The organism is Kitasatospora sp. NPDC058184 (assembly GCF_042883725.1).
Taxonomy (GTDB): domain Bacteria; phylum Actinomycetota; class Actinomycetes; order Streptomycetales; family Streptomycetaceae; genus Kitasatospora.
In genome coordinates, this window is the sequence record NZ_JBHVVE010000023.1 from 40,268 (window position 1) to 55,765 (window position 15,498).

The 15,498-nt window shown below is 70.2% G+C and carries 16 protein-coding genes; 12 read left to right on the forward strand and 4 right to left on the reverse strand.

Going from position 1 to position 15,498, the window contains the following annotated elements:
* Positions 1 to 32: 32 nt before the first annotated feature.
* The 3 genes from ACFVXH_RS32635 to rfbA all read right to left on the reverse strand — a co-directional run bounded on the left by ACFVXH_RS32635 (position 33) and on the right by rfbA (position 2,928).
* A complete protein-coding gene (locus ACFVXH_RS32635; protein WP_074003963.1) occupies positions 33 to 1,259 on the reverse strand; it encodes an acyltransferase in 1,227 nt (408 codons plus the stop codon).
* Positions 1,260 to 1,456: 197 nt separating this feature from the next.
* A complete protein-coding gene (gene rfbC, locus ACFVXH_RS32640; RefSeq protein ID WP_049649033.1) occupies positions 1,457 to 2,056 on the reverse strand; it encodes a dTDP-4-dehydrorhamnose 3,5-epimerase in 600 nt (199 codons plus the stop codon).
* Positions 2,053 to 2,928: a glucose-1-phosphate thymidylyltransferase RfbA gene (gene rfbA / locus ACFVXH_RS32645; RefSeq protein WP_049649034.1), complete on the reverse strand. Its 876-nt coding sequence runs from the start codon at positions 2,926 to 2,928 to the stop codon at positions 2,053 to 2,055. Before rfbA ends, rfbC begins: the two co-directional genes overlap by 4 nt.
* An 81-nt stretch (positions 2,929 to 3,009) precedes the next feature.
* Between rfbA and rfbB the strand changes: the two genes are divergently transcribed.
* The 6 genes from rfbB to ACFVXH_RS32675 all read left to right on the forward strand — a co-directional run bounded on the left by rfbB (position 3,010) and on the right by ACFVXH_RS32675 (position 8,316).
* Positions 3,010 to 3,987, forward strand: coding sequence for a dTDP-glucose 4,6-dehydratase (gene rfbB, locus ACFVXH_RS32650; protein WP_117488227.1), 978 nt, complete (start codon positions 3,010 to 3,012; stop codon positions 3,985 to 3,987).
* Positions 3,984 to 4,919 (forward strand): dTDP-4-dehydrorhamnose reductase, encoded by a 936-nt coding sequence (gene rfbD / locus ACFVXH_RS32655; RefSeq protein WP_074003961.1) that lies wholly within the window; start codon positions 3,984 to 3,986, stop codon positions 4,917 to 4,919. Before rfbB ends, rfbD begins: the two co-directional genes overlap by 4 nt.
* Positions 4,916 to 6,253 (forward strand): lipopolysaccharide biosynthesis protein, encoded by a 1,338-nt coding sequence (locus tag ACFVXH_RS32660; RefSeq protein WP_181970608.1) that lies wholly within the window; start codon positions 4,916 to 4,918, stop codon positions 6,251 to 6,253. Before rfbD ends, ACFVXH_RS32660 begins: the two co-directional genes overlap by 4 nt.
* A gap of 68 nt (positions 6,254 to 6,321) precedes the next feature.
* Positions 6,322 to 7,011: a glycosyltransferase family 2 protein gene (locus tag ACFVXH_RS32665; protein ID WP_049649036.1), complete on the forward strand. Its 690-nt coding sequence runs from the start codon at positions 6,322 to 6,324 to the stop codon at positions 7,009 to 7,011.
* Positions 7,008 to 7,406 carry a DUF2304 domain-containing protein gene (locus ACFVXH_RS32670; protein ID WP_074003960.1) on the forward strand — a complete coding sequence of 133 codons (399 nt, stop codon included), beginning with the start codon at positions 7,008 to 7,010 and terminating at the stop codon, positions 7,404 to 7,406. Before ACFVXH_RS32665 ends, ACFVXH_RS32670 begins: the two co-directional genes overlap by 4 nt.
* Positions 7,407 to 7,410: 4 nt before the next feature.
* The gene (locus ACFVXH_RS32675) at positions 7,411 to 8,316 is read left to right on the forward strand and encodes a glycosyltransferase family 2 protein (protein ID WP_198959420.1); all 906 of its coding nucleotides are present in this window, start codon (positions 7,411 to 7,413) and stop codon (positions 8,314 to 8,316) included.
* A gap of 83 nt (positions 8,317 to 8,399) precedes the next feature.
* Here ACFVXH_RS32675 and ACFVXH_RS32680 read toward each other — a convergent pair whose 3' ends face one another.
* The gene (locus ACFVXH_RS32680; protein ID WP_387829487.1) at positions 8,400 to 10,151 is read right to left on the reverse strand and encodes a hypothetical protein; all 1,752 of its coding nucleotides are present in this window, start codon (positions 10,149 to 10,151) and stop codon (positions 8,400 to 8,402) included.
* 290 nt (positions 10,152 to 10,441) lie between these two features.
* Between ACFVXH_RS32680 and ACFVXH_RS32685 the strand changes: the two genes are divergently transcribed.
* The 6 genes from ACFVXH_RS32685 to rplB all read left to right on the forward strand — a co-directional run bounded on the left by ACFVXH_RS32685 (position 10,442) and on the right by rplB (position 15,490).
* Positions 10,442 to 12,247 (forward strand): hypothetical protein, encoded by a 1,806-nt coding sequence (locus ACFVXH_RS32685; RefSeq protein ID WP_387829489.1) that lies wholly within the window; start codon positions 10,442 to 10,444, stop codon positions 12,245 to 12,247.
* 393 nt (positions 12,248 to 12,640) lie between these two features.
* Positions 12,641 to 12,949 (forward strand): 30S ribosomal protein S10, encoded by a 309-nt coding sequence (gene rpsJ, locus ACFVXH_RS32690; protein WP_012785157.1) that lies wholly within the window; start codon positions 12,641 to 12,643, stop codon positions 12,947 to 12,949.
* Between the two features lie 14 nt (positions 12,950 to 12,963).
* Entirely contained in the window at positions 12,964 to 13,611 is a 648-nt protein-coding gene (gene rplC / locus ACFVXH_RS32695; RefSeq protein ID WP_030055817.1) for a 50S ribosomal protein L3, read from the forward strand.
* 4 nt (positions 13,612 to 13,615) lie between these two features.
* Positions 13,616 to 14,293, forward strand: a complete 678-nt coding sequence (rplD, locus tag ACFVXH_RS32700) for a 50S ribosomal protein L4 (protein ID WP_049649040.1) — start codon at positions 13,616 to 13,618, stop codon at positions 14,291 to 14,293.
* Positions 14,293 to 14,610 carry a 50S ribosomal protein L23 gene (rplW, locus tag ACFVXH_RS32705; RefSeq protein ID WP_030280768.1) on the forward strand — a complete coding sequence of 106 codons (318 nt, stop codon included), beginning with the start codon at positions 14,293 to 14,295 and terminating at the stop codon, positions 14,608 to 14,610. Before rplD ends, rplW begins: the two co-directional genes overlap by 1 nt.
* A gap of 43 nt (positions 14,611 to 14,653) precedes the next feature.
* The gene (rplB, locus tag ACFVXH_RS32710) at positions 14,654 to 15,490 is read left to right on the forward strand and encodes a 50S ribosomal protein L2 (protein WP_030393297.1); all 837 of its coding nucleotides are present in this window, start codon (positions 14,654 to 14,656) and stop codon (positions 15,488 to 15,490) included.
* Positions 15,491 to 15,498 lie beyond the last annotated feature (8 nt).

The window sequence follows — 15,498 nt, forward strand, 5'->3', positions numbered from 1 at the left end:
GAACCGGGCCACCGGGGCCTGGCGTCGTGCGGTCAGGGCGCGGGGACCGCAGACCTGGCGGGTTCCCCGGCCTGCTCGGCCGACACCGGGACGACGACCGTGCGGGCCCGGCGTTCGGCCAGCGCGCGCACCGGCCGCGGCGTCCAGTCCTTCGCCTTCAACGCGGGCTTCTCGACCAGGTACCAGGAGAGCGCGGCGAGGACGACCGTCCCGCCGAGGGACAGCGGGAGGTAGACCTTCATGCCGTGGGTGTTGCCCCCGAGCGCGGCGACGGCCTGCTCGACGGTGAAGCCGTACACGTAGATGCCGTACGAGAAGTCCCGCTTGACGCCGATCCGTTGGAACGGCCGGGGCAGCCGGACCGCCAGCCAGAAGAGCAGGTACGCGAAGGCCGGGTAGCCGAACGCGAACAGCCCGCCGTAGCGCAGGCTGGCGACGAGCACGACGACCGACAGCAGCGCGAGCCCGGCGTTGATCGGGATCCGCTCCTTGTACAGCTGCACCGTGGCGCCGAGCAGGAAGACGAACGCCAGGTAGACGAAGTACTGGGTGTAGACCTGGCCGAAGACCGGCACGTGGATGTAGAAGCCCATGCTGTGCGGGTTGTTGACGAAGCCGGGAGTCGTCCGCCAGTCCTCGAAGATCAGGATCCAGCCGACCAGGGTCAGCAGCGGCACCGTCTTCTTCGCGCGCAGCAGCACGCCGCCGGCGGCCAGCAGGCCCATCATGACGTAGCAGAGCATCTCGTAGTCGAGCGACCAGAGGGAGCCGTTGATCCCGGGGTCGTGGTTGGTGCCGGCCTTCATGCCGTCGTCGATCACGTTCGAGATGTCGAACCCGGTGGAGAGCGAGGCGTTCCAGGCACCCGCCAGGTAGTTCAGCGGCCCGTGCGGGTGCGACCAGTAGCCGGTGAGCGAGTGGTGGGTCCGGTAGTACAGGGCGGGCGCCACCAGCAGGACGCAGACCAGGAGCGAGGCCCAGAGCCCGGGCAGGATGCGCAGGGCGCGGTGCCAGGAGTACCGGCCGATCGTGCTGCGCAGGGCGCTGCCGGTGATCATGAACCCGGAGAGCGCGAAGAAGCCGACCACCGCGAGCCGGCCGAGGTCTATCTGGCCACCGCTGAAGTGGGAGAGCGGAGCGGGCCGGCCGAATCCGAGCGGGTAGGCGTGGGAGTAGACGACGAGCACCGCCAGGGCCGTGCGGATCGCGCCGAAGCTGTTCTGGCGGCCGGACAGGCTGCCTCCTCCACCCCCTCCCATCAGCCACGCGAAGCGTCGGGTGCCGACGCCCCCGCGTATGCCGTGTGAGGGTCCCGCTTGGTGGGTCATGGTCGTCCGATCCGGCCGGCTGGGGAGCGGCCTGGGAAGGGGCCTGGGAGGGGGCAGGAGGGGCAGGAGGGATGACTGAGGGGACGTGAGCGCTCGCGCGCGCGTCCCCTCAGCCGGACCGGCAGTCGCTACTGCTGCTTCAGCGAGTCCGTGTAGGCCTTGCAGGCCTGGTAGTCCGGCAGCAGGCCGGTGGCGAGCGCCTCCGCGAGGGTGGGCGCGACCGCGTCACGGGCGGAGAGCTGCGGGGCGTCGGTCGGCCACTCGATGCCGAGGTCCGGGTCCAGCGGGTGCACGCCGTGCTCGCCGGTCGGGTTGTACGTCGCCGAGCAGAGGTAGGTCAGCGTGGCGTCGTCGCTCAGGGCGCAGAAGCCGTGGCCGAGGCCCTCCGGGATGTAGACGGCCGTGCGCTCGGTGTCGTCCAGCCGGACGAACTCCCACTTGCCGAAGGACGGCGAGCCGACCCGCAGGTCGACGATGACGTCCAGCACCGCGCCGCGGGTGCAGGCCACGTACTTGGCCTGGCCGGGCGGGACGTCGGCGAAGTGGATGCCGCGGACGACGTCCTTGGCGGACAGCGACAGGTTGGCCTGGGCCAGGTCCAGCGGGTGGCCGACGACCTCGGCGAGGAGGTCGAAGCGGTACCACTCGGTGAAGTGGCCGCGGGCGTCGCCGTGCACCTGCGGGGTGATCTCGAAGGCGCCCTCGATGGAGAGCTCGCGGAACTTCACTTGGCGGCCGCCTCGTCGAGCAGGTCCACCAGGTACTGGCCGTAGCCGCTCTTCAGCAGCGGCTCGGCGAGCTCGCGCAGCTGGGCGTCGTCGATCAGCCCGGCCCGCCAGACGGCCTCCTCGATGCAGCCGATCTTGAAGCCCTGGCGCTCCTCGATGACCCGGACGAACTCCGAGGCCTGGACCATCGACACGAACGTGCCGGTGTCCAGCCAGGCGGTGCCGCGGTCGAGGGTCGTCACGTGCAGGTCGCCGGTGCGCAGGTAGGCGTCGTTGACGGCGGTGATCTCCAGCTCGCCGCGGGCGCTCGGCTCCAGGGTGCGGGCGATCTCGACGACCCGGTTGTCGTAGAAGTACAGGCCGGGGACGGCGTAGCGGGACTTGGGCTCGGTCGGCTTCTCCTCGATGGAGATGACCTGGCCGCTCTCGTCGAACTCGACCACGCCGTACGCGGTCGGGTCGGCCACGGGGTAGGCGAAGACCCGGCCGCCCTTGATGTCGGAGTGCTCGGTGAGCGAGGTGCCCAGGCCGGTGCCGTGGAAGATGTTGTCGCCGAGGATCAGGGCCACCGGCTCGTCGCCGATGAAGTCCGCGCCGAGCACGAAGGCCTGGGCGATGCCCTCGGGCTTCTCCTGGACGGCGTACTGGAGCTTCAGGCCGAACTGGGAACCGTCGCCCAGCAGCCGTTCGAACTGGTCCCGGTCGTTCGGGGTGGTGATGATCAGGATCTCGCTTATCCCGGCCATCACGAGGGTCGAGAGGGGGTAGTAGATCATCGGCTTGTCGAAGACCGGGAGGAGCTGCTTCGACACCGCACGAGTCAGGGGCCACAGCCGCGAGCCGGTGCCGCCGGCCAGGAGGATTCCACGCATGGGAGCACCCTATTCGAGATCGCCCGACGCGGGAGGGGCCGGGTCGGGAGGGTGTTCGGGCGGCGGTAGACTACGCGCATTATGCGCATCCTCGTGACCGGCGGCGCCGGGTTCATCGGTTCGGAGTTCGTCCGTCAGCTCCTCGGGGCTGACGAGAACGCCCGGATCACGGTCTTTGACAAGCTCACCTACTCGGGCGTCCTGGAGAACCTCGCCCCGGTGGCCGACCACAAGGGCTACACCTTCGTCCAGGGCGACATCTGCGACGCGGACGCCGTCGACCAGGTCATGCCGGGCCACGACGTGGTGGTGCACTTCGCCGCCGAGTCCCACGTGGACCGCTCGATCGCCGGTGCGGGCCCGTTCGTGCTGACCAACGTCGTCGGCACCCAGGTCCTGCTCGACGCCGCGCGCAAGCACGGCGTCGGCCGCTTCGTGCACATCTCCACCGACGAGGTGTACGGCTCGATCAGCGAGGGCTCCTGGACCGAGACCTGGCCGCTGGAGCCGAACTCCCCGTACTCGGCCTCCAAGGCCTCCTCCGACCTGCTGGCGCTGGCGTACCACCGCACCCACGGCATGGACGTCGTGGTGACCCGCTGCTCCAACAACTACGGGCACTACCAGTTCCCGGAGAAGGTCATCCCGCTGTTCACCACCAACCTGATCGACGGCAAGAAGGTGCCGCTGTACGGCGACGGTGGCAACGTCCGCGACTGGCTGCACGTCTCCGACCACTGCCGGGGCATCGAGCTGGTCATGCGCGGCGGCCGCGCGGGTGAGGTCTACAACATCGGCGGCGGCACCGAGGCCACCAACAAGGAGCTGACCGGCCTGCTGCTGGAGGCCGCCGGCGCGGGTTGGGACATGGTCGAGCACGTCGAGGACCGCAAGGGCCACGACCTCCGCTACTCGATCGACATCAGCAAGATCCGTGAGGAGCTCGGCTACGAGCCGCAGGTCCGCTTCGAGGACGGCCTCGCCGCGACCATCGCGTGGTACCGCGAGAACCGCGCCTGGTGGGAGCCGCTGAAGCAGAAGGCGGCCCTGGCCAAGTGACCGCGAACGCCGCCGCGCCCGTGCGCTGGCTGGTCACCGGCGCGGCCGGGATGCTCGGGCAGGACCTGCTCTCGGTGCTGGGCGCCGACGGGACCGCCGAGATCACCGCGCTGCGCCGGGCGGACCTCGACATCACCGACCCGGCGGCCGTCCAGGCCGCCGTCGAGGGCCACGACATCGTGGTCAACTGCGCCGCGTGGACGAACGTCGACGCCGCGGAGGCCGAGGAGGACGCCGCCACCGCCGTCAACGGCACCGGTGTGCGCCACCTGGCCGAGGCCTGCGCCAAGAGCGGCGCGCGGCTGCTGCACGTCTCCACCGACTACGTCCTGCCGGGCGACGCCACCGAGCCCTGCCCGGAGGACGCCCCGACCGCGCCGGTGAACGCGTACGGCCGCGGCAAGCTGGTGGGGGAGCGGGCGGTCGCCGAACTGCTCCCCGAGCACGGCTACGTCGTTCGCACCGCCTGGCTGTACGGCGAGCACGGCCCGAACTTCGTGGCCACCATGCTCAAGCTCGCCGCCCAGCGCGACACCCTGGACGTGGTGGACGACCAGCACGGCCAGCCGACCTGGTCGTACGCGCTGGCCGGCCGCCTGGTCGAGCTCGGCCGGGCCGCGCTCGCCGGGCAGGCCCCGGCCGGGGTCTACCACGGCACCGCGAGCGGCCGGACCACCTGGTGCGGACTGGCCCGCGAGACCTACGCGCTGAGCGGGCTGGACCCGGAGCGGATCCGCCCGACCACGTCGGAGGCCTTCGTCCGCCCGGCCGCCCGCCCCGCCTTCAGCGTGCTGGCCCACGACCGCTGGGCCGCCGCCGGGCTGGCGCCGCTGCCCGAGTGGCGGACCATGCTGGCCGAGGCCCTGGCCACGCCCGTCTTCGCCGAACTGGCCGCCACGGCCCGGACCACGGAGAGCGACAGACCTCAGTGAAGAACGCACTGACGAAGGTGGCTGCCGCGCTACCGCCGGGAACCCTGGCGGTGGCCGGCGGCACCGTCGTACTGGGTGCCGCCTCCTACATCCACCTCGGAGTGGCGGGCCACAGCCTGTCGGTCGACGACATGGCGAACGTCTCGCTGCTGTGGACGATCGTGATGTCGGTCGGCATCGGCGTCTTCTTCCCGATCGAGCAGGAGCTCACCCGGATCGTCTCGGCGCGCGCGGCGCTCGGCCACGGCGCCGCGCCGGTGCTGCGCCGGGCGACCCTGCTCACCGGCGGGATCCTCGCGGCGACCCTGGTCGCCCTCGGCGCCGCCTCCGGCCCGATCGCCCGGTCGATGTTCCACGGCGACCGCTCGCTGGTGCTGGCGCTCGGCGGGGCCTTCACCGGCATGGCCGTCTGCTACCTCACCCGCGGCGTGCTGGCCGGCCTCGGCCGCTTCGGCGCGTACGGCACCCAGCTCGGCCTGGACGGCGGCCTGCGGATCGGCCTGGCCTTCGCCTTCGCCGTGGCCGGTGTGCACTCGGCGCTCGCGTTCAGCCTGATCCTGGCCGTCGCGCCGATCATCGCCACGATCGTCACGCTGCCGCCGCTGCTGCGCGCGGTGAAGCCCGGCGAGCAGGTCGGCTGGTCCGAACTCTGCTCCGGGCTCGGCCTGCTGATCTGCTCGACGCTGCTCTCCCAGGTCGTGGTGAACGCGGCCGTGGTGAGCACCAAGCTGCTCGCGCCCTCCGACTCCGCGCTGATCGCCGCCCTGCTCAACGCGCTGGTGCTGGCCCGGGTGCCGCTGTTCGTCTTCGGCTCGCTCCAGGCCTCGCTGCTGAACGGCCTCTCCGCCGCGATCGCGGTCGGGGACCGGGCCGCCTTCACCGGGATGCTCAAGAAGATCGGCGCCGTGGTCGGCGGACTCGGCGTGCTCGGCGGCATCCCGGCGGTCGCCCTCGGCCCCTGGCTGATCCAGGTGCTGTTCGGCGCAAAGCCGGTGCTCGGCTGCCTCGACTTCTTCTGGATGTCCGCCGGAACCGTGGCGTACATGTTCGCGATGGTGCTCGGCCAGGCGCTGATGGTATTCAAGCGGCACAACCTTCAGCTGCTCTGCTGGGCGGTCGGCACGGCGGTCCTCGCCGCGATCACCTTCATGCCGGGCGACGTGTCCACCCGCGTGGTCGTTGCGTACACGGCGGGTTCCGTGGCCACCGTCCTCGGTATGCTGGCGGTCCTGAGGCAGAGTTTCGCCCGTTCGGCGACGAACTCCGCCGGCCTCGTCCAGCAGTCGGGGGACCCGAACGCCGCGGTGTTGAGCAGCCGGACGGCCGGTGACTGACCGTGTCCGCCCCTCATCTTCAGATCGCCGCGCAGCAGCGCGGGCCAGACCCCATTCATGGAGCCTCCGTGTCCCAGTACGACGATGTTTGGCTGGTGATCCCGGCCTACAACGAGGGCCAGGTGATCGCCGACGTTGTGGAGGGGGCGCGAAAGACGTTCCCGAACATCGTGGTCGTCGATGACGGCAGCGGCGACGACTCGGCCAAGCACATCATGGAGACGGGCGCGCACCTGGTGCGCCACCCGGTCAACCTCGGCCAGGGTGCCGCCCTCCAGACCGGCCTCGCCTACGCCCTGGCCCAGCCGGGCGCCAAGTACTTCGCCACCTTCGACGCGGACGGCCAGCACCAGACCGCCGACGTCGAGAAGATGGTCGCCCTGCTGCGGGAGGGCGACACGGACGTCGTCCTCGGCTCGCGCTTCATCGAGCAGAACGGGCAGGTGCCGTGGATCAAGCGGGTCGTCCTGCGCACCGCGGCGACCGTCAGCCCGACCGCTCGCAAGCTCAAGCTGACCGACGCCCACAACGGTCTGCGCGTGCTGAACCGCGAGGCCGCCGGCCGGCTGCGGATCACCATGAACGGCATGGCGCACGCGTCGGAGATCGTCAGCTTCCTCGCCGGCTCGGACCTCCGGGTCGCCGAACTCCCGGTGGACATCCTGTACACCGACTACTCACGCGCCAAGGGTCAGTCCCTGATCAACGGCGTCAACATCATCTTCGACATCTCGCTGCGGGAGCGTAGCCGCCGATGAAATTCTTCTGGATCCAGCTGGTTCTCATTCTCGGCTCGGTCACTCTCGCCTTCATGTTCATCCGGCGTTGGGACCGTGCCAACACCCGCGCCTGGAAGCGCATCGCGTTCTCGGTCTTCGTGCTCGTGAACATCTACGCGGTGCTGCGTCCCACCGACGTGACCTGGCTGGCCCACCAGCTCGGTGTCGGCCGCGGCACCGACCTGGTGCTGTACGGGATGGTGCTGGGGATGGGCTTCCTGACCCTGAACACCTTCCTGCGCTTCCGCTCGCTGGAGAAGAAGCTCACCGACCTGGCGCGGACCGTGGCGATCAACGAGGGCGCCCGTCTGAACGAGGAGCGCTTCGACCTGGACCTGCCGGTCTCGGCGCCGGTCGACCGCAGCAAGGCCTGATCCCGTGGCGACCTTCGAGTTCATGCTGCCGTACTACGGCGACGTGGCGCTGATGCAGGCCGCGGTGCGGAGCATCCTCGCGCAGACCGACCGGGACTTCCGGCTGACCGTCATAGACGACGGCAAGGAGCCGGACGTCCCGGGCTGGTTCGCCTCGCTCGGCGACGACCGGGTGAGCTACCTGCGCAACGAGCGGAACCTCGGCATCACCAAGAACTTCCAGAAGTGCGTGGAGCTGTCCACGGCCGACCACGTGGTCATCATGGGCTGCGACGACCTGCTGCACCCGCACTACCTGGAGACCGTCCGGGCGATCGTCAAGGACAACCCGGACCTGGGCATGGTGCAGCCGGGCGTCGAGGTCATCGACGGCAACGGCGAGGTCAGCCGCTCCGGCCTGGCGGACAACGTCAAGGAGAAGATCTACGCGCCGACCGTCAAGGGCCGGCGGCTGATGGGCGGCGAGGAGCTGGCCGCGAGCGTGCTGCGCGGCAACTGGCTCTACTTCCCGTCGATCTGCTGGCGGGGCGAGGCGCTGCGCGCGGTCAACTTCCGCGACGAGTACTCGGTGATCCAGGACCTGGCCCTGGTCGTCGACCTGCTGGAGCGCGGCGAGCAGATGCTGGTGGACAACACCACCGTCGTCTTCCAGTACCGGCGGCACGCCGTCAGCGAGTCCTCGGTGCAGGCCTTCTCCGGCACCCGGTTCACCGAGGCGGAGCGGTACTTCAACGCGGTGGCGGAGCGGATGGACGCCCGCGGCTGGCCGAAGGCCGCCCGTGCGGCCCGGTTCCGCAGCGCCTCCCGCCTGCACGCGCTGACCATGCTGCCGGGCGCCCTGAAGCGCGGCGAGCGGGCCGGCGCCAAGGTGCTGGTCCGCCACGCGCTGACCGGCGGCGACCGGCACTGACCGCTCGCACCCACTGGTACGGCACTGGGCCGGTAGTCCGAGTTCGGACTACCGGCCCAGTGCCGTTCGCGGTTCGGGGAGGGTCACTCGGGCAGGTCTGCGGAGAACCCGGGGAGCAGTTCGTCCTTGCGCGGGTACGGGTTGACCTTCGGGCAGATCAGCTTCCCGAGGTCGACCTTCGGGTCCGCCGGGTTGATGAGTCCCGGGGCGTCGACGCACTTGGGCGCGTAGCGTGAGCAGTGCCCCTTGGTGTCGGCGGTGGTCTGCGAGATCCAGGCCAGCATGCCGGCGCCCTCGTGCGGGTCGGGCATGTACTTGCTGGCGGTGGCGGAGCCGGCCATGCCGAAGAGCAGGCCCAGCGCGCAGAGGGCGCCGATGGCCACGCCGCGCTGGTTGAGGCGCAGCGGGAGACGGCGGCCGGTCTCCTCGGCCGTCTCGGGGGCCGAAGCGGCGCTCCGACGGCGGCGGGCGATCAGGTAGCAGGCCAGGCCGACGAGGACCAGCAGGCAGTAGAGCAGCTGCGCGCTGGTGCGCGGGTAGAGCATGACGGCCTGGTCGCGCTCCATGTGGGAGGCGTACCAGTAGCGCATCAGCAGGGCGCTCGCCGTGCAGGCGGCGGCGGTCAGGACGACGGCCCGGCCGATCCCGAGGGCCAGCGCCACGCCCAGGCCGACCAGCAGCAGGATCGTGAAGAGGCCGACCCCGCCGAGCTCGCCGGGGATCGGCCAGGTGCTCTGGCCGTCGGTGCCGGGGAGGTCGTCGCGCCACATCGCGAAGTAGGTCGGCTCGGTGTAGGTGTCGAAGTAGCAGTAGCGGTCGACCGTGCTCCCGGCGGACCCGAGCAGCCGGACCAGGTAGAGGGAGGAGACGGCCAGGAAGACCCCGGCGGCGGCGCCGATCGCGGTCAGGGCGTTGAGCAGGCCGGGGGTCCCGCCGGTGCGGCGGGCACGCAGCAGCAGCACCACGGTGAGGACCACCGCTCCGGCGGCGGACCACACGAACCAGCCGGAGTAGAGGTTGAACAGCAGTGCGATCCCGAGGCCGAGCACGGCGCCGCGGACGGCGACGGTGCGGCGCGGGAGCTCCGGGGCGCGCTGGAGGAGCTGCATCAGCTTCGCCAGCACGGGGAGGAAGGCGACGAGCACGAAGGTGGTGTACGGCTTGTACGGCTGCGCCATCGGCAGGGCGGCGGTGACGCCGATCCCGAGTGCCCAGAGCGGGGGCAGCAGCAGCCGCCAGGACAGGTAGGCGAGCGGGCCGAGCATCGCGACGAACAGCAGGTCGACGAGCTTGAGCGCGTAGCCGATCTGTCCGTGGGTGAGGTGTTCGGCGACGAAGGCGACGATGTGCGGGAACAACGGCGGGTAGGCGCCGTCGAGGGGCTTGCCGTCCATCAGGGCGCTGACCCAGGCCTGGAGGTTGCCGGAGTCCCCCGACTGGGCGTACAGAGGCCAGTTGGTGTCGCGCAGCGCGAGCGAGACGCCGGCCGCCAGGACGCCGGAGGACAGGCCCGCGACCGCGGCCGCGGCGAACCGGACCGGGACCTCCGCCCAGCGGCGCATCGCCGACACCAGGACCAGGACGACGACGGCGAGCAGCAGCAGGAGCCGGAGCTGCAACGCGGCGAGGCCGCTGACCTGGCCGATCCGCGACATGGGGTTCAGCTCGATGGACGTTGCCAGGCCCGTCATGAGCAGGGCCGCCGCGACCGCGGTCAGGGCCTCCGCGGTCCAGAGGACGGCGGGGCCGCGCAGGGCGGCGGCCCGTCTTGTTCGCCTGGACGGTATGCCCTGTTGCATGCCCGGGGTGGAGGCGGGCTGCACGCTCGTCGTCACTGTTCGGTCCTTCTGCTCTTCCGCAGAGATTCGGTGCGGAGGCGGTGTGTGGTTACGGTGCCGGACACCGAGATTCTGCCAGCCCCCCGGGCAGCGGATCAGCAGGGGCCGAACCACCCTGTCCTGGCGGGCCGTTGTCGTCCGTGGGGGGAGGAGTGTGTTGGCTCCGGCAGATCACCGCGTGGCACACTGCCGATGCGCTTCGACGAGTGGTGGCGGGAACCGTGGCGCGCCGCCCGGAGCCGGTCATGACGAGATCGCCAAACTCATACAAGTAGGGAAGTGTCCCGGTGCAGCCGCTGATCGACTCTGCCCACACGTCCGACGGCCCGGGCCGGGGTGAGGACGGCGGCACGAACGCGCCCGACACACCGGTCGTGCCGGCCCGGCTGCGGGCGCTGGCCGCCCACCGCTGGTTCTGGCCGGTGGTCCTGCTGCTCGGGTACGGCGGCCAGGTGGCGTTCCGCCTGGTGCTGTCGATCCACAACTACTTCCCGTCGGTGCACGCCGACGAGGACTCCTACCTGGTGATCGCGCGGGTGCTGGCCGGGCGGCCGACCACCGAGATGCCGGTCGGCGTGGTGATCCCCGGCGGGTACCCGCTGCTGATCTCGCCGGCGCTGCGGATCGCCGACACCCCGGCCGCCGCGTACCACCTGATCATGGGCATCAACGCGCTGCTCAACGCGCTGGTGTTCCCGCTCGCCGTGGCGGCGGCGCGTCGGGTGGGCCTGTCCCGGCCGCACGCGTACCTGGTGGGCGCCGCCGTGGCGCTGGTGCCGCCGGTGGTCTTCTACTCCCAGTTCGTGATGTCGGACACCGTGCTGCCGGTGATCCTGCTGGCCTGGCTGCTCGCGATGCACGGCTGGCTCTCGCCCGGCACGACGCGCCGCCGCGCGCTGTACGCGGCCGGGATGGGCCTGGCGGCCGGCTACTCGCTGGCCACCCACGACCGCGGCGGCGTGGTCGTGGCGCTGACCGCGCTGGTCCTGGCGGTGGTGCTGGCCGTCGGCTGGGCGCCGCGGCTCGCCTCGCTGGCCGGCGTCGGCGGGCTCGGGCTGTCGTACCTGGGCGCGAAGCTGCTGGCGCGCTTCGTCGAGAACCAGTTCAAGGACGTGCCGCCGAGCACCGTCGGCAACAAGGTCTTCGAGAACCTCGGGGACAGCAAGTACATCGGCACGATCATCGCTCGCACCTTCGGGCAGCTCTGGTACTTCATGACCTCCACGTACGGCTTCGGGGCGGTCGCCCTGGTGCTGTGCGTGGCGGTCGTCTTCCGGCGCCGGTACACGGTGGCCGAGCGGGTGGTGGCCTTCACCATGGTGGCCCTGCTGTTCGGCACCGCGCTGGCCTCGGCAGCGGGGCTGGCGGACAACGACCGGACCGACAACTGGGTGTACGCCCGGTACTGCGCGGTGCTGGTGCCGATGTTCATGGTGGTGGGCCTGGCCGCGCTGTGGCGGGCCGGGGTCCGCGCGCTGCTGTGGACGGCGCTGGCCGGCGTGGCGGCGATCGGGATCATCCAGCTGTCGGTCGGCGCGTACGCGGGCGCCGCGCTCAAGCTCTGGGTCAGTCCGTGGACGGTGCCGGACGCGATGTTCCTGGCCTCGACCTGGGACGACCTGCACATGGTCCGGACGAGCTTCGGCGCGCTGGCGGTGCTGGGCGCCTGCCTGCTGCTGCGGGTGGCCGGCGGGCGCCGGGTGGTGGCCGCGGTGGTGGGGTGCGTGACGCTGTTCGCCGCCTACGCGACGGTCGCCGTCACCGACAACGTCTCCGAGCCGCACGCCAAGGCCCGCAAGTACCAGGCGGTGGGCGTGGCCAAGGAGGCGGGCCTGCGCAAGGGCGACAACGTCGTCCTGGACATGGACCTCGACTGGGACACCCGGATGTCGATGGCCTACGAGGTCTACTGGGGCCGGGTCTGGTCGGACGACCTGAAGGACGGCTCCGCCCCGCCGGAGGCGGCCACCGCGTACCTGGCCGGCTGGAGCAAGGGCGACCTGCCGCAGACCAGCTGGCCGGACGCGCGGCCCGGCTGGCACGTCGCGAAGTTCAACAAGGACCGGGGCTGGGTGCTCTGGCGCAAGGACTGAGCGGGGACGTCACCCCATCGGGGCCGGTGAGGAGCGCCTCACCGGCCCCGATTGGCATCCGGGCTGCTCCATGTGGCAGTATGTCCAAGTTGCTCGGTTGAGTGCCGATGCTGCGCGCCTCCCGCCGGGAGGACCGGAAGCGAGTCCCATGTACTCGTCGTTCCCGTGATGGCCGTCAAGCGTGAGTTCTACGCCACGGCAGCTGCGGGGCGAAAGTACGGGAATCTTCCGGGAAGCGTGTGCGGGGCCTCGACCCGGCACCCCTCACCCCGAAAGTTTTAAACCGACGAATTACTTCGCCGGTTTTTTGCAAGCGCGAGTGCGACACGCCCGAGCGCGGGGGTCGGAGGGGGAGTCGCGAAGTGACTAAGGACAAAGGACTACTGAGTAGCCATGGCGGGACAGAAGATCCGCATCCGGCTCAAGGCCTACGACCACGAGGTCATCGACTCCTCGGCGAAGAAGATCGTCGAGACGGTGATTCGTACTGGTGCGCAGGTCGCGGGCCCGGTGCCGCTGCCCACTGAGAAGAACGTGTACTGCGTCATCCGCTCGCCGCACAAGTACAAGGACTCGCGCGAGCACTTCGAGATGCGTACTCACAAGCGTCTGATCGACATCCTCGACCCCACGCCGAAGACGGTTGACTCGCTCATGCGTCTCGACCTGCCGGCTGGCGTCGACATCGAGATCAAGCTCTGAGAGGCGCACCGAAGATGGCTAAGCAGATTAAGGGCATCCTGGGCGAGAAGCTCGGCATGACCCAGGTCTGGGACGAGAACAACCGGGTCGTCCCGGTGACCGTCGTCAAGGCTGGGCCCAATGTCGTGACCCAGGTCCACACCGCCGACAGCCCGGCCGGCTACGACGCCGTCCAGATCGGCTTCGGCGAGATCGACCCCCGCAAGGTGAACAAGCCCCTCGCGGGCCACTTCGCCAAGGCCGGTGTCACCCCGCGCCGCCACCTGGTCGAGCTCCGTACCTCGGACGCCTCCGAGTACACCCTGGGCCAGGAGATCACCGCCGAGCTGTTCGAGGCGGGTGTCAAGGTCGACGTGACCGGCACCTCCAAGGGCAAGGGCTTCGCCGGTGTCATGAAGCGCCACAACTTCCGGGGCCTCGGCGCCGGTCACGGTGTGCAGCGCAAGCACCGCTCGCCCGGCTCGATCGGTGGCTGCGCCACCCCGGGTCGCGTGTTCAAGGGCGTACGGATGGCCGGCCGGATGGGCCACGAGCGTGTGACCACCCAGAACCTGACCATCCATGCCGTTGACGCGGAGAAGGGGCTGCTCCTGATCAAGGGCGCAATCCCGGGTCCGAACGGCGGCCTCGTCCTCGTCCGCACCGCGGCGAAGGGGCTGTGAGGATATGAGCACCATTGACATCCTGTCGCCCTCGGGCGACAAGACCGGCAGCCTCGAGCTTCCGGCCGAGATCTTCGACGCGAAGGTCAGCGTTCCGCTGATGCACCAGGTCGTCGTGGCGCAGCTCGCTGCGGCCCGTCAGGGCACCCACAAGACCAAGACTCGTGGCGAGGTCCGCGGTGGCGGCAAGAAGCCGTACCGCCAGAAGGGCACCGGCCGCGCCCGTCAGGGCTCGACCCGTGCGCCGCAGTTCGCCGGCGGTGGCGTCGTGCACGGTCCCGTGCCGCGCGACTACTCGCAGCGGACCCCGAAGAAGATGATCGCCGCCGCTCTGCGCGGTGCGCTCACCGACCGGGCCCGCCACAACCGCATCCACGTCGTCACCGACGTGGTCGCGGCCGAGGTGCCGTCGACCAAGGCCGCCAAGAGCCTGTTCGGCAAGATCACCGAGCGCAAGAACGTCCTCCTGGTCGTCGAGCGCGAGGACGAGCTGGGCCTGAAGTCCGCTCGCAACCTGCCGCACGTGCACATCCTGGACGCCGGTCAGCTGAACACCTACGACGTGCTCGTCTCCGACGATGTGGTCTTCACCCAGGCCGCCTTCGAGCGTTTCGTGGCCGGTCCGGCCGCGTCCGCCAAGGCCGTTGCCGCTGAGGGCGAGCTCGAAGGGAGCGCCGCCTGATGAGCGACGTTACGAGCAAGACGTTCACGGACCCCCGTGACGTCCTGGTGAAGCCGGTCATCTCCGAGAAGAGCTACAGCCTTCTCGACGAGAACAAGTACACGTTCATCGTGTCGCCGGGCGCCAACAAGACCCAGATCAAGCAGGCCGTCGAGGCGGTCTTCTCGGTCAAGGTCGAGGCTGTCAACACGATCAACCGTCAGGGCAAGCGCAAGCGCTCCAAGACGGGCTTTGGCAAGCGCAAGGACACCAAGCGCGCCATCGTGACGCTGGCCGAGGGCAACCGCATCGACATCTTCGGTGGTCCGGTCTCCTAACGGAGATCGTGATCGTCGATAAGGACGAGGACGAGAGAGCCAAATGGGCATCCGCAAGTACAAGCCGACTACGCCGGGCCGTCGTGGCTCCAGCGTGGCCGACTTCGTAGAGATCACGCGGTCCACCCCGGAGAAGTCGCTGGTTCGCCCCCTGCACAGCAAGGGCGGCCGTAACAACGCCGGTCGGATCACCGTTCGCCACCAGGGTGGCGGTCACAAGCGCGCCTACCGCGTGATCGACTTCCGTCGTCACGACAAGGACGGCGTGCCGGCGAAGGTCGCGCACATCGAGTACGACCCGAACCGCACCGCGCGCATCGCGCTGCTGCACTACGCGGACGGCGAGAAGCGCTACATCATCGCGCCGCGCGGCATCACGCAGGGCGACCGGATCGAGAACGGCGCTGGCGCCGACATCAAGCCGGGCAACAACCTGCCGCTGCGCAACATCCCGGTCGGTACCACCATCCACGCGGTGGAGCTGCGTCCCGGCGGCGGTGCCAAGCTGGCCCGCTCGGCCGGCTCCGGCATCCAGCTGCTGGCGCGTGAGGGCAAGATGGCGCACCTGCGCATGCCCTCCGGCGAGATCCGCCTGGTCGACGCGCGCTGCCGCGCCACCGTCGGCGAGGTCGGCAACGCCGAGCAGTCGAACATCAACTGGGGCAAGGCCGGCCGTATGCGCTGGAAGGGCGTTCGCCCGACCGTGCGTGGTGTCGCCATGAACCCGATCGACCACCCGCACGGTGGTGGTGAGGGTAAGACCTCTGGTGGTCGCCACCCGGTCTCGCCGTGGGGCCAGAAGGAGGGTCGTACCCGTCGCCCGAAGAAGGCGTCGGACGCTCTCATCGTGCGCCGCCGCAAGACCAACAAGAAGCGCTAGGAGCAGGT

Bases quoted from the DNA above. Each gene is read 5' to 3' on its own strand.
- rplB (WP_030393297.1), top strand. From the start codon at position 14,654: ATGGGCATCCGCAAGTACAAGCCGACTACGCCGGGCCGTCGTGGCTCC.
- rfbA (WP_049649034.1), bottom strand. From the start codon at position 2,928: ATGCGTGGAATCCTCCTGGCCGGCGGCACCGGCTCGCGGCTGTGGCCC.
- rplC (WP_030055817.1), top strand. From the start codon at position 12,964: ATGGCTAAGCAGATTAAGGGCATCCTGGGCGAGAAGCTCGGCATGACC.
- rplD (WP_049649040.1), top strand. From the start codon at position 13,616: ATGAGCACCATTGACATCCTGTCGCCCTCGGGCGACAAGACCGGCAGC.
- ACFVXH_RS32635 (WP_074003963.1), bottom strand. From the start codon at position 1,259: ATGGGAGGGGGTGGAGGAGGCAGCCTGTCCGGCCGCCAGAACAGCTTC.
- rplW (WP_030280768.1), top strand. From the start codon at position 14,293: ATGAGCGACGTTACGAGCAAGACGTTCACGGACCCCCGTGACGTCCTG.
- ACFVXH_RS32670 (WP_074003960.1), top strand. From the start codon at position 7,008: ATGAAATTCTTCTGGATCCAGCTGGTTCTCATTCTCGGCTCGGTCACT.
- rfbB (WP_117488227.1), top strand. From the start codon at position 3,010: ATGCGCATCCTCGTGACCGGCGGCGCCGGGTTCATCGGTTCGGAGTTC.
- rpsJ (WP_012785157.1), top strand. From the start codon at position 12,641: ATGGCGGGACAGAAGATCCGCATCCGGCTCAAGGCCTACGACCACGAG.